Source organism: Ferrimonas sp. YFM (assembly GCF_030296015.1).
GTDB lineage: Bacteria > Pseudomonadota > Gammaproteobacteria > Enterobacterales > Shewanellaceae > Ferrimonas.
Window position 1 is genome coordinate 1,175,097 of the sequence record NZ_AP027368.1, and the last position, 21,198, is coordinate 1,196,294.

General features: G+C 59.5%; 21 protein-coding genes. All 21 read left to right on the forward strand.

All coding sequences use genetic code 11. The features are described 5' to 3' along the window. Positions 1-154 precede the first annotated feature (154 nt). Entirely contained in the window at positions 155-1,078 is a 924-nt protein-coding gene (locus QUE41_RS05630) for a chemotaxis protein CheV (RefSeq protein WP_286341911.1), read from the forward strand. Between the two features lie 4 nt (positions 1,079-1,082). Then, positions 1,083-1,910: a CheR family methyltransferase gene (locus QUE41_RS05635; RefSeq protein WP_286341912.1), complete on the forward strand. Its 828-nt coding sequence runs from the start codon at positions 1,083-1,085 to the stop codon at positions 1,908-1,910. A 79-nt stretch (positions 1,911-1,989) separates the two neighbouring features. Beyond that, positions 1,990-2,388, forward strand: a complete 399-nt coding sequence (gene flgB, locus QUE41_RS05640) for a flagellar basal body rod protein FlgB (protein ID WP_286341913.1) — start codon at positions 1,990-1,992, stop codon at positions 2,386-2,388. A gap of 2 nt (positions 2,389-2,390) precedes the next feature. Then, positions 2,391-2,843, forward strand: a complete 453-nt coding sequence (gene flgC / locus QUE41_RS05645) for a flagellar basal body rod protein FlgC (protein ID WP_286341914.1) — start codon at positions 2,391-2,393, stop codon at positions 2,841-2,843. Between the two features lie 11 nt (positions 2,844-2,854). Continuing rightward, positions 2,855-3,544 (forward strand): flagellar hook assembly protein FlgD, encoded by a 690-nt coding sequence (locus QUE41_RS05650; protein ID WP_286341915.1) that lies wholly within the window; start codon positions 2,855-2,857, stop codon positions 3,542-3,544. A gap of 12 nt (positions 3,545-3,556) precedes the next feature. Beyond that, on the forward strand, positions 3,557-4,936 hold the full coding sequence (flgE, locus tag QUE41_RS05655) for a flagellar hook protein FlgE (RefSeq protein WP_286341916.1): 1,380 nt from the start codon (positions 3,557-3,559) through the stop codon (positions 4,934-4,936). Between the two features lie 166 nt (positions 4,937-5,102). Then, positions 5,103-5,843, forward strand: a complete 741-nt coding sequence (flgF, locus tag QUE41_RS05660; RefSeq protein ID WP_286341917.1) for a flagellar basal-body rod protein FlgF — start codon at positions 5,103-5,105, stop codon at positions 5,841-5,843. 23 nt (positions 5,844-5,866) lie between these two features. Further along, on the forward strand, positions 5,867-6,655 hold the full coding sequence (gene flgG / locus QUE41_RS05665) for a flagellar basal-body rod protein FlgG (protein WP_028110201.1): 789 nt from the start codon (positions 5,867-5,869) through the stop codon (positions 6,653-6,655). Positions 6,656-6,665: 10 nt separating this feature from the next. Beyond that, positions 6,666-7,337, forward strand: a complete 672-nt coding sequence (flgH, locus tag QUE41_RS05670) for a flagellar basal body L-ring protein FlgH (protein ID WP_286341918.1) — start codon at positions 6,666-6,668, stop codon at positions 7,335-7,337. A 12-nt stretch (positions 7,338-7,349) separates the two neighbouring features. Then, complete coding sequence (locus QUE41_RS05675) at positions 7,350-8,435, forward strand: flagellar basal body P-ring protein FlgI (protein WP_286341919.1); 1,086 nt, start codon at positions 7,350-7,352, stop codon at positions 8,433-8,435. Positions 8,436-8,443: 8 nt separating this feature from the next. Beyond that, positions 8,444-9,412: a flagellar assembly peptidoglycan hydrolase FlgJ gene (gene flgJ, locus QUE41_RS05680; RefSeq protein WP_286341920.1), complete on the forward strand. Its 969-nt coding sequence runs from the start codon at positions 8,444-8,446 to the stop codon at positions 9,410-9,412. Further along, a complete protein-coding gene (gene flgK / locus QUE41_RS05685; protein WP_286341921.1) occupies positions 9,412-11,337 on the forward strand; it encodes a flagellar hook-associated protein FlgK in 1,926 nt (641 codons plus the stop codon). The genes flgJ and flgK overlap by 1 nt, the downstream gene beginning before the upstream one ends. Before the next feature lie 9 nt (positions 11,338-11,346). Beyond that, complete coding sequence (gene flgL, locus QUE41_RS05690; protein ID WP_286341922.1) at positions 11,347-12,552, forward strand: flagellar hook-associated protein FlgL; 1,206 nt, start codon at positions 11,347-11,349, stop codon at positions 12,550-12,552. Positions 12,553-12,810: 258 nt separating this feature from the next. Continuing rightward, on the forward strand, positions 12,811-14,283 hold the full coding sequence (locus QUE41_RS05695; protein WP_286341923.1) for a flagellin: 1,473 nt from the start codon (positions 12,811-12,813) through the stop codon (positions 14,281-14,283). A 218-nt stretch (positions 14,284-14,501) separates the two neighbouring features. Further along, positions 14,502-14,903: a flagellar protein FlaG gene (locus tag QUE41_RS05700; protein ID WP_286341924.1), complete on the forward strand. Its 402-nt coding sequence runs from the start codon at positions 14,502-14,504 to the stop codon at positions 14,901-14,903. Between the two features lie 38 nt (positions 14,904-14,941). Continuing rightward, positions 14,942-16,300, forward strand: coding sequence for a flagellar filament capping protein FliD (fliD, locus tag QUE41_RS05705; RefSeq protein ID WP_286341925.1), 1,359 nt, complete (start codon positions 14,942-14,944; stop codon positions 16,298-16,300). Continuing rightward, a complete protein-coding gene (locus QUE41_RS05710; RefSeq protein ID WP_286341926.1) occupies positions 16,297-16,617 on the forward strand; it encodes a hypothetical protein in 321 nt (106 codons plus the stop codon). The genes fliD and QUE41_RS05710 overlap by 4 nt, the downstream gene beginning before the upstream one ends. Before the next feature lies 1 nt (position 16,618). After that, complete coding sequence (fliS, locus tag QUE41_RS05715; protein WP_286341927.1) at positions 16,619-17,020, forward strand: flagellar export chaperone FliS; 402 nt, start codon at positions 16,619-16,621, stop codon at positions 17,018-17,020. A gap of 207 nt (positions 17,021-17,227) precedes the next feature. Next, the gene (locus QUE41_RS05720; RefSeq protein WP_286341928.1) at positions 17,228-18,661 is read left to right on the forward strand and encodes a sigma-54 dependent transcriptional regulator; all 1,434 of its coding nucleotides are present in this window, start codon (positions 17,228-17,230) and stop codon (positions 18,659-18,661) included. A 146-nt stretch (positions 18,662-18,807) separates the two neighbouring features. Then, positions 18,808-19,845, forward strand: a complete 1,038-nt coding sequence (locus QUE41_RS05725; protein WP_286341929.1) for a sensor histidine kinase — start codon at positions 18,808-18,810, stop codon at positions 19,843-19,845. After that, complete coding sequence (locus QUE41_RS05730; protein ID WP_286341930.1) at positions 19,842-21,185, forward strand: sigma-54-dependent transcriptional regulator; 1,344 nt, start codon at positions 19,842-19,844, stop codon at positions 21,183-21,185. The genes QUE41_RS05725 and QUE41_RS05730 overlap by 4 nt, the downstream gene beginning before the upstream one ends. Positions 21,186-21,198 lie beyond the last annotated feature (13 nt).

Below are 21,198 nucleotides of genomic sequence, written 5' to 3' on the forward strand. Positions count from 1 at the left end.
TTAACCACCGACCAGATAACCTATACTTGAACACGCTTGGGGAAATTGATACAACGCAGCAGCATCATATCAAAAGTTCCGGTGCCAACAATTTGTCGGTTGGGTGTGCAGCAATATCTGTGCCTTTGTTTCAGCTTTAATAAGGACTCCACCAATGGCTAGCATCTTAGACTCGGTGAACCAGCGCACCCAGCTGGTCGGGCAGAACCGCCTCGAGCTTCTCCTATTCCGGCTTAATGGCCGGCAGACCTTTGGGATTAACGTATTCAAGGTGCGGGAGGTTCTGCAGTGTCCGAAGCTGACCAGCCTGCCTCGCCTGAACAATCTGGTCCGGGGTGTGGCCCACATCCGCGGTCAGACCATCTCCGTCATCGACATGTCTGCCGCCGTGGGTGGCCGTCCGACTCAGGATGTGGAGAACAGCTTCATCATCATCAGTGAGTACAACCGCTCCGTCCAGGGCTTCCTGGTGGCGGGTGTCGAGCGCATTGTGAATCTCAACTGGGATTCCGTCATGCCACCGCCGCAGGGCAGTGGTCGCAGCAACTACCTGACCGCGGTGACCGAGATCAACGGTGAACTGGTGGAGATCCTCGATGTCGAGAAGATTCTCGATGAGATCACCCCGGCCAAAACCGACATCAGCGATGACGTGGCCGCCAACCTCAGCCCCATCTCTGAGCGCAAGCGTCGCATCATGGTGGTGGATGACTCCTCCGTTGCCCGCAAGCAGGTGGTGCGCGCCCTGGAACCTCTGGGACTGGAGATCGAGCTGGCCAAAGACGGCCTGGAGGCTCTGCGCAAGCTGGAAGATCTGGTGAAGGACAAAGAGGATATCTCCGAGGTGTTTGGTGGTATCATCTCCGACATTGAGATGCCGGAGATGGACGGTTACACCCTGACCGCCTCCATTCGTGACAATCCCAAACTCACCTCTCTGAAGGTGATCCTGCACACCTCCCTCAGTGGAGTGTTCAACCAAGCCATGGTGAAGAAAGTGGGTGCAGACGACTTCATCGCCAAGTTTAATCCTGATGAATTGGCAGGAGCGATCGATCGCTACCTGAAAGAGGCCTGATTCGGTGCCAACCAAAACCTTAGCTCCTACGGAATACCAGACCTTTGCCGCCTTCCTGCAGAAGCAGTGCGGCATCGTGCTGGGGGACAACAAGCAATATCTGGTACGTAGCCGCCTAAGTCCGTTGATGAAATCCTTCGGTCTGGACAGCCTGTCCGACCTGGTGAAGCAATCGATGCGTCCTGAGCAGAGCAAACTCAGAACCGCCGTCGTCGAGGCGATGACCACCAACGAAACCTTCTGGTTCCGTGATACCTACCCCTATCAGTTGCTGGCGGACGAACTTCTGCCTGAACTGGCCAAACTGGGGCGGTCCATCCGCATCTGGTCCAGTGCCTGCTCCTCAGGCCAGGAGCCTTACTCCATGGCCATGGTGGTCCATGAGACCCGGCAGAAGCGCCCCGGGATGCTGATGAACGGGGTGGACATCATGGCCACCGACCTGTCCACCCAGATCCTGGACCAGGCCAAGGCCGGTGAGTATGACGAGCTGGCCCTGACCCGGGGTCTGTCGCCGGAGCGTCGTCGCCTGTTCTTCCAGCCTTCGCCCAAGGGGATGAAGGTGCGGGATGACGTGCGTCGCATGGTCAATTTCCGTCAGCTCAACCTGTTGGACAGCTATGCCCTGCTGGGCAAGTTCGACGTGATCTTTTGCCGTAACGTACTCATCTACTTCTCGGCGGAGGACAAGGGCAAGATCCTGCGGCAATTTGCTGCCGCCCTCAACCCGGGTGGCTACCTGGTGCTGGGGGCCTCCGAGTCTCTTGCCGGTCTCACCGACCAGTTCGAAATGCTCAGATTCCCTGCTGGAATCATACATAGAAAGCGATAGCCTCTCTTTTTATCGACAAAGGCGTGCCAATGGCACGCCTTTTGCTTTTCTAGGGCAAGACTGCGTTTAGGAGGCAAAGATGGCCATCTCGTTCGATAAAGCACTGGGCATTCATCAACACACCCTGGGGATCCGTTCCCAGCGTGCCGAAGTGCTGGCCAACAACATTGCCAACGCTGACACCCCTGGCTACAAGGCCCAGGACGTGGACTTCGAACAGGCCCTGAGCCAGGCGAAAACGGCCCAGGGCGGCATCTCCATGTCCAAGACCCACGAAGAGCACTTCAAAATCGGCAGAGAGCCCATTGGCGGCCTGGCCTACCGGGTGCCGCTGCAGCCGGATACCGGCGACGGCAACACCGTGGATGTCAACATCGAACGCAATAACTTCATGCAGAACAACCTGGAGCAGCAGATGACCCTCGAGTTTCTCGGGAGCAAGTTCCAGGGAATGCGCAAAGCGCTGCGGGGTGAATAACCATGAGCCTGTTTAATATTCTCGATATCGCCGGCAGCGGCATGATGGCGCAGAACGTGCGCCTGAACACCACTGCCAGTAACGTGGCCAACGCCAACAGCGTCTCCAGCAGCTCTGGCGACACCTACCGTGCCCGTGAGCCGGTGTTTGCCGCCCGCCTCCAGGAGTTCGTCACCCATCAGCATGGGCCTCATGGTGCCGGCATCAAGAAGGAGCTGGAAGCCCTGGGTGGCGTCAGCGTGGCCGGCATTGTGGAGAGCAACAAGCCGCTGATCCAGGAGTACGCCCCGGATCACCCCATGGCGAACGAGGAGGGCTACATCTTCAAGCCCAACGTCAACGTGGTGGAGGAGATGGCCAACATGATCTCCGCATCCCGCAGTTATCAGGCCAACGTCGAGGTGGCTGACGCCGCCAAGAACCTGGCCAAGCAAACTCTCAGACTTGGTAAATAAAGGGGGACTGGATGAGTAATACCATCGACAACAGTTACTTAAACTCCCTCAAGTGGCAGCAAGAAGCGACTCCCACAGCCAAGGACAACAACCAGGCTCTGACTCAGGAAGACTTTTTCTCCCTGCTGTCTCAGCAGTTGTCCATGCAGGATCCCTTCAAGCCGGTGGACAACGATCAGATGATCTCTCAGATGTCCTCCTTTGCCACCGTTGATGGGATCAACTCCTTGAACGATGAGATCAAGAACATGAACACCGTGATGAACTCCAGCCAGGCCCTCGAGGCCAGCAGTCTGGTAGGTCAGAAGGTGCTGATCCCATCAGACAAGGCGGTTTCGGACGGCGCCAGCCCGATCACCGGTGTGATCTCCACCCCGGCCGGGGCGCAGAACATGACCATGAAGGTGAAGGATGGGGCTGGGCAGATTGTCCGCACCTTCGAGGTGCCTGTGGGCAATGGCGGCAACGTCGACTTCAGCTGGGACGGCAAAAATGCCGACGGCGACGCTTTGCCGGAGGGCACCTACAGCTTTACCGCTGAGGCCCTGGTTGGCGGCAAGACCGATACTCTACCGGTGTTCACCTATGGCCACGTCAGCAGCGTGACCCTGGGCGGTGCCAACTACGATACAGTCCTGAATCTGCGCGGTGTCGGCGGCGTTAAGCTGTCTGACGTATTGGCGGTCGCAGAAGGCTCTTAACGAGGAACGAGCATGTCATTCAATATCTCACTCAGCGGTCTGAATGCCGCGCAGAAGGACCTGGATACCACGTCGAACAACATTGCCAACGTGAACACCATTGGCTTTAAAGAGTCTCGCGCCGAGTTTGCCGACGTTTATTCCAACTCCCTGTTCACCAACAGCAAGACCAATGTGGGCAGCGGTGTGGCGACCTCTCAGGTGGCCCAGCAGTTCCACCAGGGCTCCTTGCAGTTCACCAACAACGCCCTGGACCTGGCCATCAATGGTAACGGCATGTTCGTCACCATCTCTGAGTTCGGCTCCCAGGACTACAACTACACCCGCGCCGGTGCGTTCAAGCTGAACGACGACAACTTCATGGTGGACTCCCAGGGCAACTACCTGATGGCTCTGCCGGTGAATGACGACGGCTCGGTTTCCTCCGTCAGCCTCTCCACCACCCAGCCGGTGCAGATTCCCCAGACGGCGGGTCAGCCTCAGATGACCGGTGTTGTGGACGTCTCGGTGAACGTCAATGCCGGCGACATCACCCATGATCCGGCCAACTTCGATCCCACGGATCCCACCACCTACAACAACGCCACCTCGGTGACCGTGTACGACTCACTGGGTGAGCCGCACATCATGACCCAGTACTTCGTTAAGCCTCCGGGCGGCGCTTTGAACAACAACAACCAGTGGCTGACCTTCTTCACCATGGACGACAAGCCGGTGAACATCGGTGACGCCGCCGGCGCCACCACCAACGGTACCTGGGACCAGGACACCAACGGTGACGGCGTGGCCGATACCGCAGGTATTGCCGCTCAGAATGCCGCCGGTCATACCGCCGCCGTGGTGAGCTTCGACGACACAGGTAACTTCCTGAACACCAACCCCACCATGATCCAGACCGTGGCTCTGGGTACCACGGGTGCCGGTGTGATTGGCCCGGGCGCCGATGGCACTCAGCGGGTTGAGATCCGCATGGACAACCCCACTCAGTACGCCTCCAAGTTTGAGGTGACCAAGCTGAAGCAGGACGGTTCCACCGTGGGTCGACTGACCAACGTGGAAGTGGCGGCCGATGGCCTGATCAGCGCCACCTACTCCAATGGTACCGAAGTGCCCCTGGGCAAGGTGGCTCTGGCGCGTTTTGCCAATGAGCAGGGCCTGACTCAGCAGGGCAACACCTCCTGGAAACAGAGCCAGGCGTCCGGTGAGGCGCTGTTGGGTGAGCCCAACACCGGCACCTTCGGCGCCATCAACTCGGCGGCCTTGGAGCAGTCCAACACCGACCTGACCACTGAGCTGGTGGACCTGATCAGCGCTCAGCGTAACTTCCAGGCCAACTCCCGTGCCCTGGATATCGCCAACCAGCTGCAGCAGAACATCCTGCAGATCCGCTAAGCCTGGATTGCCGCCCCTGCCGGGGGCGGCAACCCCTTTCCCCTCGTTGCCCCTTCCCCAATTCTGAATCCCCCCTGAACCGCCCAATCGCCGCACTTTTCGTTTCTGGCACAGCTATTGCATTTACCCTGGGTAATTAACGTCATTGCCGACTGTGGAGTCACCTTTGGACAAGATGCTTTATATCGCCGCGTCAGGCGCCAGCCAGAACATGTACGCCCTGGGTGTGCATGCCAACAACCTGGCCAACGCCCGCACCGACGGTTTCAAGGCGGATCTGCACCAGGCCCGCAGCATGCAGGCGTTCGGTGAGGGGTTGCCCACCCGGGTGTTTGCCATGACCGAGCGCCCGGCCAGCAACTTTGATGCCGGCAGCCTGAAGACCACGGGTCGCAGCCTGGATGTGGCCATCAAGGGTGAAGGCTGGTTTGTGGTCGAGGATGAGCAGGGCAACGAAGCCCTGACCCGTGCCGGCTCTCTGAAGGTCGACGAAGGGGGCATGCTCACCAACGCTCAAGGCCGCCCCATCATGGGGGCCGCCGGGCCCATCTTCCTGCCACTGCCGGTGGAGAAGGTGGAGATCGCCACCAACGGCATCATCACAGTGCGTCCCCAGGGCGCACCGGCCAACGCCATGGAAGAGGTGGACCAGCTTCAGATGGTCAACCCAGAAATCAATACTCTGACCAAGGGCGAAGATGGCTTGTTCCGTGCCCTTGGCGGCGAAGCCTACCTGGCCGATGCAGAGGTGGAGCTGGTGGCGGGTGCCATCGAGGGCAGCAACGTCAGCCCGGTACATGAACTGGTGGGAATGATCGAGATGCAGCGTCAATTCGACATGCAGCTGAAGATGATGAAAACCGCCGAAGAGAACGACAGGTCAGCCGCAAAACTGTTGCGGGTGTAACGGACATTTAAAGGGTAAAGAGTATGCAACCGGCACTTTGGATCAGTAAAACAGGCCTGGACGCTCAGCAGACTGAAATCTCCAACATCTCAAACAACCTGGCTAACGCCAGCACCGTGGGCTTTAAGAAGAGCCGCGCCGTGTTTGAGGACCTGCTCTATCAAACCATCAACCAGGCCGGGGGCATCAGCGCCCAGAATACCGAGCTGCCCAACGGCCTGACCCTGGGCGCCGGCACCAAGGTGGCGGCCACTCAGCGCATCTTCTCCCAGGGCAACATGGAAACCACCAACAACAGCCTGGACCTGATGATCGACGGCCCGGGCTTCTTCCAGATTCAGATGCCTGACGGTACCCAGGCCTACTCCCGCAACGGCCAGTTCACTCTGGACGAGGAGGGGCAGATGGTGACCCCGGGTTCCGGTTATGTGCTGGACCCAGGCATCGTCATCCCGGAAGACGCCCAGTCCGTGACAGTCTCCTCCGAGGGTGAGGTGTCGGTGCGGGTGCCCGGCCAGGCGGCCAACGTGGTGGTGGGCCAGATTGAGATCTCCAACTTCGTCAACGCCAGTGGCCTGGAGCCCATAGGTCAAAACCTGTTCCTGGAGACCGGCGCCAGTGGTGCGCCCATCGCCGGCGTACCCGGCCTGGATGGTCTGGGTTCCATCCGTCAGGGTGCTCTGGAAACCTCCAACGTCAACGTGACCGAGGAGCTGGTGAACATGATCGAAGCCCAGCGGGTGTATGAGATGAACTCCAAGGTGATCTCCACCGTGGATCAGATGCTGGCCAACCTGAACCAGCAACTCTAAGGAGCCTTAGATGAGACACTGGATAGCCGCAGCCAGCCTGATCACCCTGGTGGGGTGCACCTCACCAGGGGCCCCGATTCCGGATGATCCCTACTACGCTCCGGTTTACCCCGAGCTGCCCCCTACCCAGGTGGTCAACACCGGTTCCATCTATCAGGATGCCTACGCCAACGAGCTCTATTCCGACATCAAGGCTCACAGGGTCGGTGATGTGATCACCGTCGAGCTGGTGGAGGCCACCAAGGCCAAGAAGAGCGCCACCAACGAGATGAAGAAGGACAACTCCATGTCCCTCGATCCCATCACCGCAGGCGGCGGTCCGGTCACCATCAACGGCCAGACCCTGGATCTCAACTACAAAGAGAAACTGGATCTCTCTAAAGAGGCGGACGCGGACCAGAGCAACAGCCTCAATGGCTCCATCTCGGTGAACGTGCTGCAGGTACTGGCCAACGGCAACCTGGTGATTCGCGGTGAAAAGTGGATCACCATCAACGACGGTGAAGAGTACATCCGCCTGACCGGCCTGATTCGCCCCAGGGACATCAAGCCGGACAACACCGTGGAGTCCACCCGCGTCGCCAACGCCCGCATCCAGTACAGCGGCACCGGCACCTTCGCAGAATCCCAGAAGACCGGCTGGCTGGCCGCCTTCTTCAACGGTCCCCTGTGGCCCTTCTAGGAGACGACTAGGATGAGACTCTTTGCCGTACTCATGGCCCTGGTTCTGGCCTTGCCGGCTCAGGCGATGCGTCTGAAGGACATCACCGATGTTCAGGGTGTCCGCGACAACCAATTGATCGGCTATGGTCTGGTGGTGGGTCTGCCCGGCACCGGTGAGAAGGGGCAGTTCACCGAGCAGAGCTTTGCCACCATGCTCTCCAACTTCGGCATCAACTTGCCGCCCGGCACCCGTCCCAAGACCAAGAACGTGGCGGCGGTGGCGGTGCACGCCACCCTGCCTCCCTTTATCAAGCCCGGTCAGCAGATCGACGTCACCGTCTCCTCCGTGGGCAGTGCCAAGAGCCTGCGTGGTGGCACCCTGATTCAGACCTTCTTAAAAGGTGCCGACGGCAAGGTGTACGCCCTGGCCCAGGGCAGCCTGGTGGTCTCCGGCTTCTCTGCCGAAGGCGCCGATGGCTCCAAGGTGATTCAGAACACCCCGACCGTGGGCCGCATTCCCAACGGCGCCATCGTCGAGCGCAGCGTGCCCAGCCCCTTTGCCAACGGCGACTTCCTCACCTTCAACCTGCATCGCCCGGACTTCTCCACCGCCAAGCGGGTGGCCGACACCATCAATGGCCTGCTGGGACCTGGTGTGGCCCGGGCCCAGGATGCCACCTCCATCCAGGTGTCTGCCCCCCGGGACCGCTCCCAGCGTGTGGCCTACCTGGCCACCCTGGAGAACCTCAACGTGGAGCCGGCGGAAGAATCGGCCAAGGTGATCGTCAACAGCCGTACCGGCACCATAGTGGTGGGCAGTGAGGTGCGCCTCCTGCCGGCAGCCATTACCCATGGCGGCCTGACGGTGACCATCAGCGAAGCCTTCAACACCTCTCAGCCCGGCATGCTGGCGGGTGGCAACACAGTGAACAACCCGGTGAGCAGCATCGGCGTCAACGAGTCGGCCCGGCGCATGTTCAAGTTTGATCCCGGCGTGACCCTGGATGAACTGGTGCGGGCGGTGAACCAGGTGGGCGCGGCCCCCTCGGATCTGATGGCCATTCTCGAAGCCCTGTCTCAGGCCGGCGCCCTGCGCGGCGAGCTGATCATCATCTAGGCGGCAACATGGATCCTTTGAAGCAGCAGAATCAGCACTACCTGGACCTGGCGGCCATGGACGACCTGAGGCAGAAGGCCCAGGCGGACCCGGACGCTTCCCTGGAGGAGGTGGCGCTGCAGTTTGAGGGGATCTTCCTCGGGATGATGCTCAAGGAGATGCGCAGCGCCAATGCCGCCTTCGAGACCGATTCGCCGTTTAACAGCCAGACCACCAACTTCTACCGGGACATGCAGGACCAGCAACTGGTCAGTGAACTGGCGGGCAAGGGCACCCTGGGGCTGGCGGATCTCATCGTGGCCCAGCTCGGCGGTGACGAGAACCTGACGCCGGCCTCGGTGCTGCGTGGCTCCAACAGCGCCATCGCACCTCATGCCCCCCTGGCCTCTGCGGCCAACCCTGTGCCCACAACGGACGTTGCAGTCGATGAGCCGGTCAATGACCTGGCCCAGGATGCCCCGCGTCCGCCTCTGGCTTCAGCCATCAATCCGGTGGACTTCTCCTCGCCACAGAGCTTCGTGAACAGCCTGATGCCGGAGGCACGCCGGGCCGCCAAGGAGCTGGGGGTCAGCCCTGAGCTGCTGGTGGCCCAGTCGGCCCTGGAGACCGGCTGGGGCCGCAAGGTCCTCCCCTCCAAAGAGGGCAGCAGCCATAACCTGTTCAACATCAAGGCGGGCAGCAGCTGGCAGGGCGACAGCGTCAAGATCAATGCCCTCGAGGTAGAGCAGGGGGTGCCGGTCAAAAGGCGCTCCGAATTCAGGGTGTATGACAACATCCAACAGAGTTTTCAGGACTTCGTCGATTTTGTTCGCCGGCCGCGTTATCAGGACGCGCTGGATGCGGGCAACGACGAAGGGTTTATCCGTGGTTTGCAGCAGGCTGGCTATGCCACCGATCCTCAGTATGCGGACAAGGTACTGAAGGTGATGAAGCGTTTGATGGAGGGGGCGGCGTCCTCCTCTCAAGGGAGTAAATAATGGCAGACTTGATGAACATTGGCCGCTCCGGCGTCATGAGCGCCCAGAAGCAGCTGCAGGTCACCTCGAATAACATCGCCAACGTCGGCACCGAAGGGTACTCCCGCCAGGTGGCGGAACAGCGCACCTCAGAGTCGCTGTTCATGGCCGGCAGCTTTGTGGGTACCGGCTCCTACGTGGCAGACGTCAAGCGCATCTACAACAGCTACGCGACTCGGGAGCTGAACCTGGCGACCAGTCAGCTCTCCTACGCCAACATGTCCTGGCGCAAGGCGGATGAACTCAACCAGGTGTTCTCCGTATCCGGTGACGCCATCCCTGAGTCCATGAACAACGCCTTCAAAGCGATCAACAACATGGCGGACATACCCAATGATCTGAGTGCCAGGGACAACGTACTGGTGTCCCTGGGCCAGCTGGAGGGGGCGTTCGATACCGTCGCCGAAGGCCTGACCTCTCAACTGCGTCAGACCAACGAACAGGTTTTGGTCACCGTGGATCGGGTGAACGCCATCACCACCGAGCTGGCGGACATCAACGCCCAGCTGATGAAGGTGGAAGGCAAGGATCTGCAGCTGCTGGACTATCAGTCCAAGCTGATCTCTGAGCTCAGTGACTACGTTCAGGTGAACGTCATTGAACAGGACAGTGGCGTAAAGAGCGTCATGATGGGCGGCGCCGCCATGCTGGTGTCCGGCCCTAATCAGCTGGAGCTTGGCACCACCGACGGTGACCCGGTGCGTCATGAGCTGCGCTACACCGTCGACACCGGTCAGAACAAGATCACTCTGGATGGCCGTGATGTGGGCGGGCAGCTTCAGGCGTTGATGGATTACCGTGACAACGTTTTGCTGCCGGCAGAGCGGGATCTGGGCAAGATGGCTCTGGGGCTGGCGGATGCCATGAACAAAGCCCAGGCTAATGGGTTCGACCTGGACGGTAACGTGGGTCAGAATCTGTTTGCCGACATCAACAGCCTGGAGATGTCCATCGGTCGCAGCGCCAGCTCCGGCAGCAACGCCGGGGGTACCGAGGTCGGGGTGAACATTGATGACGTCGGTGCGCTCACCGGGGGCAAATACACCCTGGTGTGGGATGGAGCCAACTATCAGATGACTGATGAGTACGGCAAAACCAGCACCCTGACCGCGGATCCAGCCAATGCCAACCGATTCGTTTCCGCCGAAGGCTTCAGCATCATTCAGGACACCAGTGGTGGTGCGCCAGTGGCTGGCGATAAATGGGCACTGATGCCCACGGCCAATGCGGCCAAAGGCCTCAGCCTGCAGATTGATAACCCCCGTGCCCTGGCGGCCGCCGGCTACACCAAGGAAACCACCGCAGGTGACGGTGAAGCCACCCTGGTCTCCGTGGACAGGACCAATCCGGCGTTTCCTGCAGGGGAGGTGAACCTGTCGATCACCCCCAACGATCCGACCTCTACCCCTCCAGGGCAGAACACCTACACCATGACCGATAAGGACGGCAATGCCCTTGCCAATGGCGTCTATACCGGCGACACCATCTCCGCCCTCGGGTTTTCGGTGAAGATTGAGGACAACACCACCGCCACCAGCAGCTTCAAGCTGAACATGGACTTTGCGGTGGGAGACAACGCCAACGCGGTGGCCATGGGCAACATTCCCAATCTCAAACTCCAGGACGGTGGCAAGTCCACCCTGGCGGACACCTTCCAGGGGATCATCACCGAAGTGGGCAGCCAGGCGGCCGCCCAGGAGGTGGCCAGAACCTCGGCTCAGGCGGTGTTCGATCAGGCACAGAACCGGGTGGAGTCCGAATCCGGGGTAAACCTGGATGAGGAAGCGGCCAATATGATGCGTTTCCAGCAGGCTTATCAGGCCTCGGCACGGGTGATGACCGTGGCCAAGGAAACCTTCGATACACTCTTCAATTCACTGCGATAGGGGGCGGGGATGCGCGTTTCCACTTTTCAGTTCTATAACCTGAACACCAATAACCTGACCACATTGCAGTCGCAGAACAACAAGACTTTGCAGAAGCTCTCAAGTGGCAAAGAGGTGAGTACTGCCGCCGACGATCCCGTGGCCAACATCGCCATTGAGAACCTCAAGCAGCAGTCTGCGGTGTTGACTCAGTATGAGGCCAACATCAACCTGGCCAACAACCGACTCTCTCAGGAGGAGCCGCACCTGGCGTCCTACGAGACCCTGGTGATGAGCATGAAAGACATCATGCTCGAAGGCAACGATGGCTCCCTCTCCTGGGACAGCCGCAAGGTTCACGCCAGCGATCTGCGCTCCAACCTGGATGCCCTGGTGTCTTTGGCCAACAGCCAGGATGAGTCGGGCAACTACCTGTTCTCCGGCACCGCCAGCGACACCCAGCCCTTTGTGAATGCGGGTGGCGTGGTGACCTATGTGGGCAACTCCGGTCAGCGCACCGCCACCATAGGCGACGGGGTGACCCTGCCGGTGAACGATCCCGGTGACGAGGTGTTCTTCAATGTGCCCATCGCCAGCGGCGATTATCAGGCGGATTACGCCGGCGCCACCATGACCGAGAAATTCTTTGTTGAGAGCGCCGAGGTGGTGAATCCGGCGCTGACCCAGGCTCCGGGCTACCGTTTTGATTTCGTCGATGACGGCGCCGGCAATGTGGCCTACGAGGTCTATGACAATGGCGGCACCCTGGTGACCGGGCCTACCGCCTTTGATCCCACTCAGCCCCTGACCTTCGATGGCATCGAAGTGACCATCAGCGGCGATCCCAGCATAGGTGACAGCCTCTCCATGGCGGAGCAGGAGAGTCGTGACCCCTTCAGTATCATCAACCGGGCCATCGAGATGCTGGAGTCGGAAGAGGGGCTGAAGAGTCCCCAGGCTCAGGCGGAGTATGGCCAGCTGCTGGGGGACATCACCGAGGTGTTCAATCACGCCACCGGGGTACGTGCCGAGGTCGGCAACCGCATGAAGGCCCTGGAGACCTTTGAGAATCAGCACTCGGACATGAAGCTGGTGTCCGAAGGAGTGAAGTCCAACCTGGAAGATCTGGATTACGCCTCTGCCATCTCTGAGTTTGAGCGTCAAACCCTGGCGATGAATGCCCTGACTCAGACCTTTGGGCGGGTCAACAGCACCACACTGTTCGACTTTATCTAGAGTTCGTCCGCAAGAGCCACCGTGAACTGGATCACAAAATCGAACGCGATTGTGTCTGGTCACGGTGGCTTTTTTCATGTCCGGGGTTAAGTGTTTGAATTTGTTTGGTTATTTCTTTTTTGTGTTTTTTTTGGAAAAAATGCAAAAAGGGCTAAAGGACTGAAAAACGCCGCCGATACCCTAATTGAAACCAGGACGCGCCACACAACTCGGCGCGACAATTAAGGCAATAACGCCCGAGTTAACGAGGAAGACATCATGGCTTTAAGTGTAAATACCAACGTCACTTCCATGCAGGCACAGAGCAACCTGAACAAAGCGACCATGGGCACTCAGACCTCCATGGAGCGTCTGGCTTCCGGTCTGCGCATCAACTCCGCTAAGGACGATGCCGCAGGTCTGCAGATCTCCAACCGTATGACCAGCCAGATCAACGGTCTGGACGTGGCAATGCGTAACGCCAACGACGGTATCTCCATCGCTCAGACCGCTGAAGGTGCCATGCAGGAGTCCACCAACATCCTGCAGCGTATGCGTGACCTGTCCCTGCAGTCCGCCAACGGCTCCAACTCTGCCGATGACCGCGCGTCCATGCAGAAAGAGATCTCCGCACTGCAGACCGAACTGACCCGTATCGCCGACACCACCGTGTTCGGTGGTCAGAAGCTGCTGGACGGCTCCTACGGCACCCAGTCTTTCCAGATTGGTGCCAACGCCAACGAAACCATCGGCATCAGCCTGAAGAACACCGGTGCCAAGGCCATTGGTTACAACAGCACTCAGCTGGAAGGTGCCACTGCCGGTCTGGGCTTCGGTATCGCAGCCGCCGCTGACGCCACCGGTGCCAACGGCGTGACCGCCACCACCCTGACCATCAGCGGTGAAGAGTCCAAGAACGTAGCCATCAGCGCCGGCGACACCGCCGAGACCATCGCTGCCGCCATCAACAAAGAGACTGCGTCCACCGGTGTTGAAGCTGACGCCAAGACCACTCTGAAGATGGACAACATGGGTGGCGCAGGTCAGGTATCCTTCGACCTGAACGGCTCCTCCATCTCCGTAGCTGTTGCTGATGCAAGCGACCTGAGCGGCATCGCCGAGGCCATCAACGAGAAGACCGATTCCACCGGTGTGACTGCGTCCATCGATGAGAACGGCGCCCTGCTGATGACCGACGCCGACGGCGGCGACATTGCCATCACCGACTTCAACAACTCCGGTGCCACCAAGACCGTTGATATCACCGCGGTAGATTACGACGGTGCCGAGAACGGTGCAGCTATTCAGCTGACCGGTGGTGCAGCCACTGACTCCACCAAGGTAACCGGTGCGATTCAGCTGAAGTCTCAGGATGCGTTCAGCACCACTTCCAGCACCAACACCGTGTCTCCGGCCACCACCATCACTGGTTCTACCCTGACCTCCGTGGACAGCGTAGACATCTCCAGCGCTGACGGTGCCCAGAGCGCCATCGACATCATCGATTCCGCCATCGCGATGATCGACACCCAGCGTGCTGACCTTGGTGCGACTCAGAACCGTCTGAACCACACCATCAACAACCTGGGTAACATTCAGACCAACGTATCTGACGCCCGTAGCCGTATCCAGGACGTGGACTTCGCCAAGGAAACTGCCGAGCTGTCCAAGCAGCAGGTTCTGTCTCAGTCCTCCTCCGCGATGCTGGCCCAGGCCAACCAGCTGCCTTCCGCAGCCCTGTCCCTGCTGTAACAGCAAGCGACCTCAGAAAAAGCCCGGTCTTCCGGGCTTTTTTTATGCCTCTAATTTACAAAGAGAAAAAAGGGTTAAAGCTTGTGCTAATTTGGCCGATAACCTCAGAGACAGCGGTAGGACCTTTCCGGGGTGTCAAACCTTTGACGGAGAAGGCCAGAGGCAGGGGACGGTTGGCGCCGTCTTAATACAAAGCTATCTGAAGAGGAACTGGGACCATGGATAGCACCATCACGAGTACGGTTGGCACAGCAGTTGCTACATCTTCCGTAAAACCAGAGTTTGCCGCCGAGCAACAGGCGGTGAAAGCGCAACAGACAGAGGTAGTGGCCGCAGACGCGGTCACTGCGACCACCAAGGCCGAAGAGGCGGATAAAGAGTCCGGCAAAGAGGCCATGGATGAGCGTGTGGCCGAGGCGACACGGGGCATGAACGAGTTCTTTAACTCCATCGATAAGGACATTCGTTTCCACATCGATGAGGACACCAACCGCAGCGTGGTGAAGGTGGTAGAGGCAAAGAGTGGCGATGTGATCCGGCAAATTCCTTCCGAAGAGGTGCTGGAACTTGCCGCCCGCATGTCAGAAGCCAGTGGGCTCTTGGTCAAAGATAAGATTTAACTCATTCTCCCTGGCGGGAGCGGAGTAGGGGTAACAGCATGGGCTTAACCGCAGTGGGCCTGGGATCAGGCCTGGACATCAACGGAATCGTAAGTGCATTGGTCAATGCAGAGAAGGCGCCAAAGGAAGCCTCTCTGAACCTGAAAGAGGCCAATGTTCAGTCAGAGATCTCCGCCATCGGCTCCATCAAGAGTGCCATGAGCAGTTTCCAGGACTCACTGGAGAAACTCTCCAGTGCCGATGAGTTTGATAAGCGCAAGGTGTCTCTGAGTCAGGCGGACTACCTTACAGCCACTGCGGATAAGGATGCGGTGACCGGCAGTTACAACGTTCAGGTGGAGCAACTGGCGGAGAGTCAGAAGGTGGGCTCGGGCTCTGTGGCCGACGTTACCGCTGCCCTGGGCGCCGGTTCCCTGACCCTGGATGTGGGTGGGGAGAGCTTCGACATTGCCGTTGAAGCCACCGACTCCATGCAGGACATCATGAAGAAGATCAACGATGCCGACGATAACACCGGCATCACCGCCACCATTGTGACCGACGACACCGGCAGCCGCCTGGTGATGACGTCCGATGAGACCGGTACCGCCAACAACATCAGTGTGACCTCCTCCGGCGACGCCGGGCTGACCACGGTATTCGATGCCACTTCTGAGATTCAGGCGGCCAAAGACTCCATCGTCTACATCGATGGCCTCAAGGTCACCTCCTCCAGCAACACCGTCGACAAGGCGATCCAGGGGGTAAGCCTGGATCTGAAAAAGGCGGAAGTGGGTGAAACCACCAAGGTGACCATCAGCAATGACACCGCGGCGGTCAAGAAGAACGTCGAGGCCTTCGTCGAAGCCTACAACGAGATGATGACCACGGTTTCAGACTTGAGCGGATACAACGCCGAGACCAAAACCGCCGGTGCCCTGCAGGGGGATGCGTTGCCTCGCTCCATCCAGAGTCAGATGCGCAGCCTTATTGGCAGCACCTATGACACTTCAGATGGTGCCAAGTCCCTGTCCATGTTTGGTGTCTCCACCGACCGCTACGGTAAGCTGGAGATCGACGAGGACAAGCTGGATGCAGCCCTGAAGAACGACGCCACCTCTGTGATGGAGTTGTTCACGACAGAGGATACCGGCCTGGCGGCCAAGCTGGACACGACGCTGGAGGCTTATGTCCAGTCTGGCGGCATCATCGAAGGGCGGGATACCAGCCTTCAGAATCAGCTGGAGCGCATCACAGACGAGCGCACCAGCCTGGCCACCAGAATGAAGAGTTATGAGGACCGGCTGTACAAGCAGTTTAATGCCATGGATGCGGCGGTCGCCTCTTTGAATTCACAGAGCGCAGACCTGGCATCCAGATTTGAAGCCCTGCCAGGATTCACCAGGAAAACCTCATGAGTCAGCAGCAACTGGAAGCGATCACCCAGACCATCTCTACGCTGCTTGAGCAGATTGCCGAAGCGGATGTGGATGGTCGTGAAGAGCTTCTGCCACAGCTCAATCAGTGCATTGAGGAGCGCCGTACCTGTCTCGGTGAGTTGCTCGACACTGAGCTGGCTCAAGACCGGGAGTGGATTAAGCTTCAGCTAGATATTACCCGGGCCCTTGCCAAGCGAGGCAAGGCCCAACTCGATAAGCAACGTGATGCCTTTGGTGGTTACCGCAAGGGGCGTCAGCAAGTCTCCGTCTATCAGAATGTAGAATTAGGAAAGTAACATGCGTGGATCCCTGAAAGCCTACCGCCAGGTAAACGTAGAGAGCCAGAAAGCCGAAGCTTCCCCCCACAAGGTGGTGCAGCTTCTGCTCGGCGGCAGCATCGACAAACTGCTGCAGGCCAAGATGGCTTTGGACTCCAACCAGGTTGCCAAAAAGGGTGAACTCCTGGGGCGGACCATGGAGATCATCACCCACCTGAAAGCCTCCCTGGATCACGAAAAAGGGGGGGAAGTGGCCGGTAACCTGGACGCTCTGTACGACTACATGCTGCGCCGCATCGCCGAAGCCAACGCCGAGTCCGATGTGGCCGCCATCGACGAAGTCATTGATCTGCTGAAGACTGTGAAAGAGGGCTGGGATGCGATCCCTGCCGAACATCACAATATTAAGCAGCCTGCATGATCACATTTAAGCAACCTTGATTTCTGACCGCTTATTAAGCGTCAGGAGGATGGGTTGCTTGCTAATGCCTACTTTCCCATTACAATAACCGGACTCCCTGCCTTCATCCATTGAGGTGAAATGAGCGGAGGAGCCCGATATATAGGCTGTTTTTAAACAGCACCTTGATTGATTTCCCACGATGCAGCTGTGGTCGGAAGATAAGTAATGCAGACAGAACAAAGCATATTATTAGTGGATTGGAACCATGACCGGCTCCAACAACTAAACTTTTTGCTTAACTTCCTGGGTGAAACCGTTGAAGCCGTTAAAATGGGGGATCTCCCCGGGCGGCTCTCCGATGCCGAGCGATACCGAAGTGTGATCTTTGGGCACAACACTGAGGAAGACAAGGAGATCGCCATCAGCGTACTCCGGGAGTTTCCTCATCAGCCCTTCCTGTGCCTGGATGCCCGTCCTCAGGAGATGGCCAACCTGGTCGGCGAGATCGCCCTGCCGTTCAGCTACGCCCAACTGACCGAGATGCTGCATTATTGCCAGGTGTACAACCGTACCCGGCATGAAGTTGCCCCCACCAGTGCCAATCAGACCAAGCTGTTCCGCAGCCTGGTAGGTCGCAGTGAAGCCATTGCCGAAGTGCGTCACCTGATGTCTCAGGTGGCGGAAACCGAGGCCACCGTACTGGTGACCGGCCAGTCCGGTACCGGCAAAGAGGTGGTGGCCCGCAATGTCCACTACCTATCCAAGCGCCGTAACGGTCCCTTCATCCCGGTGAACTGTGGCGCCATTCCCGCCGAGCTGCTGGAGAGTGAGCTGTTCGGTCATGAGAAGGGCGCCTTCACCGGCGCCATTGGCACCCGCAAGGGCCGCTTCGAGATGGCCGAGGGTGGCACCCTGTTCCTGGATGAGATTGGTGACATGCCGGCTCATATGCAGGTGAAGCTGCTGCGTGTGCTGCAGGAGAAGACCTTCGAGCGTGTCGGCGGCACCAAGCCGCTGCAGGCGGACGTGCGCATCGTCGCCGCCACCCACCAGAATCTGGAGCAGATGATCGAGAAGGGCCGGTTCCGTGAAGACCTGTTCTACCGACTCAATGTGTTCCCCATCGAGATGCCCGCCCTGTCTGAGCGCAAAGAGGACATCCCTCTGCTGCTGCAGGAGCTGGTAAGCCGCCTGGAAGGGGAGGGCAAGGGTGCCGTTCGCTTTACCATGCGCGCCGTCGAGTCCCTGACCGCCCACCCCTGGTCCGGTAACGTCCGTGAACTGTCCAACCTGGTGGAGCGGATGGTGATCCTCTATCCAAACAGCCTGGTGGACGTGAACGACCTGCCGATGAAGTACCGTCATGTGGACGTGCCCCAGTTCTCTCCCGAGTATCCGGAAGAGTTGCAGGAGCGCGACGCCCTGGCGGCCCTGTTCTCCGGTGAAGAGCCGGTGGAACTGCCGGAGCAGCGTTTCTCCTCCGAGCTGCCCGAAGACGGGGTCAATCTCAAGGACATGCTGGCAGACCTGGAGGTGGAGATGATCCGCCAGGCGCTGGAGCAGCAGAACAGCGTGGTGGCCAAGGCCGCCGAGATGCTGGGGATGCGTCGTACCACCCTGGTTGAGAAGATGCGCAAGTACGGACTCGGCAAGTCCTGAATCCAGATCACAGAAAAAGGCTTTCCGGTCTCGATCGGAAAGCCTTTTTTTGTATGCTGGCCCCCACTCTCCACCAATATCTGGCATGGAACCTGCACATTTTGTGCGTTGCGTGACCATTTACGAATTTTTGACAGGACGACTACATGGCGTTAAGCCAAACCACCCCAGAGGCCAAGGAGAGATCAGAGAATCAGGCGGAGAGCCGGTTGCACCATCTGATGCAGTGTTTGCCTGCGGGCGTATTGCTGCTCAATGATATGGGTGTGGTTGAACAGGCCAACCCTGCGGCGGTGGAACTGCTGGGGATGGAGCTGGAAGGTCGCCCCTGGCGTCAAATCATTGACTCGGCGTTTGCCCCCCGGGCCGACGACGGTCACGAAGTCTCCCTGAAAAACGGTCGTCGTGTCAGCCTGACCACCCGCTCACTGACGCCGGAGTCCGGCCAGTTGCTGATGCTCACCGATCTCACCGAAACCCGGACCCTGCAGCGCAACGTCTCCCACATGGAGCGCCTGTCTGCCCTGGGTAAGATGGCCGCGTCTCTGGCGCACCAGATCCGAACCCCTCTCTCTGCCGCGCTGCTCTATGGTGCCAATCTCTCCAGCCCCCAGCTGGATGAGGCCGGTCGCAGCCGCTTCCAGCAGAAGCTGATGGCCCGGCTGGGCGAGCTGGAGCAGCGGGTGAACGACCTGCTGCTGTTTGCCCGTGGCGGCCATACCCAGAAGAGCGAGCCGGTCAAGATCTCTGCCCTGCTGGAGGAGCTGAAAACCAGCTGCGAGGCGGTGCTGGCCCAGCGTCATGCCGACCTGAGTCTGGTGATCGACTACGACGTGTGCATCCTGGCCAACGCCAACGCCCTGCAGGGCGCCCTGCAGAATCTGGTGAACAACGCCCTTGAGGCGGAAGCCACTGCCCTGCGCATCAGCACCAGTGAGCTCAAGGGCCGGGTGGTGATCCAGGTGGCGGACAACGGCAAGGGGATGACCCCGGAGCAGCAGCGTCAGGCGATGACCCCCTTCTTCACCACCAAGGCCAACGGCACCGGCCTGGGACTGGCGGTACTCCAGTCCATCTGCCGGGCCCACGACGGCACTGTCAGCCTGGCCTCCCTGCCCGGACAGGGCAGCCAATTTACCTTGACCTTTCCCCGAGTCGAACACCATGAGGAACTGACTGCATGAGTAAGCCCACCATCTTGGTTGTTGAAGATGACCTGGGACTCAGAGAAGCCCTGGTGGACACCCTGCTGTTGGGTGGCTACCAATGCCTGGAGGCCAGCGATGGCGCCGAGGCCCTGATCCAACTGGGTCAGCAGCGCCCCGCCATGGTGATCTCCGATATCCAGATGGCCGGCATGGACGGTCTGGCCCTGCTTAAGGCGATTCGGGCCAAGGACCTGAATCTGCCGGTGCTGTTGATGACCGCCTACGGCACCATCGACGCCGCCGTGGAAGCGATGCGCTGCGGCGCCAACGATTACCTGGCCAAGCCTTTCGCCCCCGAGGTGCTGCTGCATCAGGTGGAGCGCTACCTGCTGGCCCCGGCCGCCGAGGTACATCAGCCGGTGGTGGCCGATGAGGCCAGTCTCAGGCTGCTGGGCCTGGCGGAGCGGGTGGCCCAGTCCGACGCCTCGGTGATGATCACCGGCCCAAGTGGCTCCGGCAAGGAGGTGCTGGCCCGCTACCTGCACCAGTGCTCCCCCAGAGTGGATGCCCCCTTCGTGGCCATCAACTGTGCCGCCATTCCGGAAAACATGCTGGAAGCCACCCTGTTCGGCTACGAGAAGGGCGCCTTCACCGGTGCCGTTGCCGCCTGTGCCGGTAAGTTTGAGCAGGCCCAGGGCGGCACCATACTGCTGGATGAGATCACCGAGATGGATCTCGGCCTGCAGTCCAAGTTGCTGCGGGTCCTGCAGGAGCGGGAAGTTGAGCGCCTGGGCAGCCGCAAGACCATTCAGCTGGACGTGCGGGTGCTGGCCACCTCCAACCGGGACCTCAAGCAGGCGGTGGCCGAAGGGCGCTTCCGTGAGGATCTCTACTACAGACTGAATGTGTTCCCCCTCAACTGGCTGCCCCTGAGTCAGCGTCCCGGTGACATCGTGCCTCTGGCCGAGCACCTGCTGGGCCGCCACCTGGGAGCCAAGGGGGTGGTCCCCCGTCTGGACGACGCCGCCAAGGCCAAGCTGACCGCCCACAACTGGCCCGGCAACGTCCGCGAGCTGGAGAACGTGGTCCAGCGCGCCCTGATCCTCTGTGTCGGGGACACCATCGGGGCCAACGACCTCTTTATCGATACTCTGGAGATGCCCAGTGTGGCACCCAGGGTTCAGCCCGAGGTGGAAGTTAAGCCAGACAGCCTGGGTGATGAGTTAAAACTTCAGGAACATCAGATTATTGTGGATGCTCTTGAGCAAAATGGCGGCAGTCGCAAGGCGGTGGCCGAGCAGTTGGGCATCAGCCCCCGTACCCTGAGGTACAAATTGGCCAAGATGCGGGACATGGGGATTGAATTGCCAGCCTGAAGGCTGCACACTT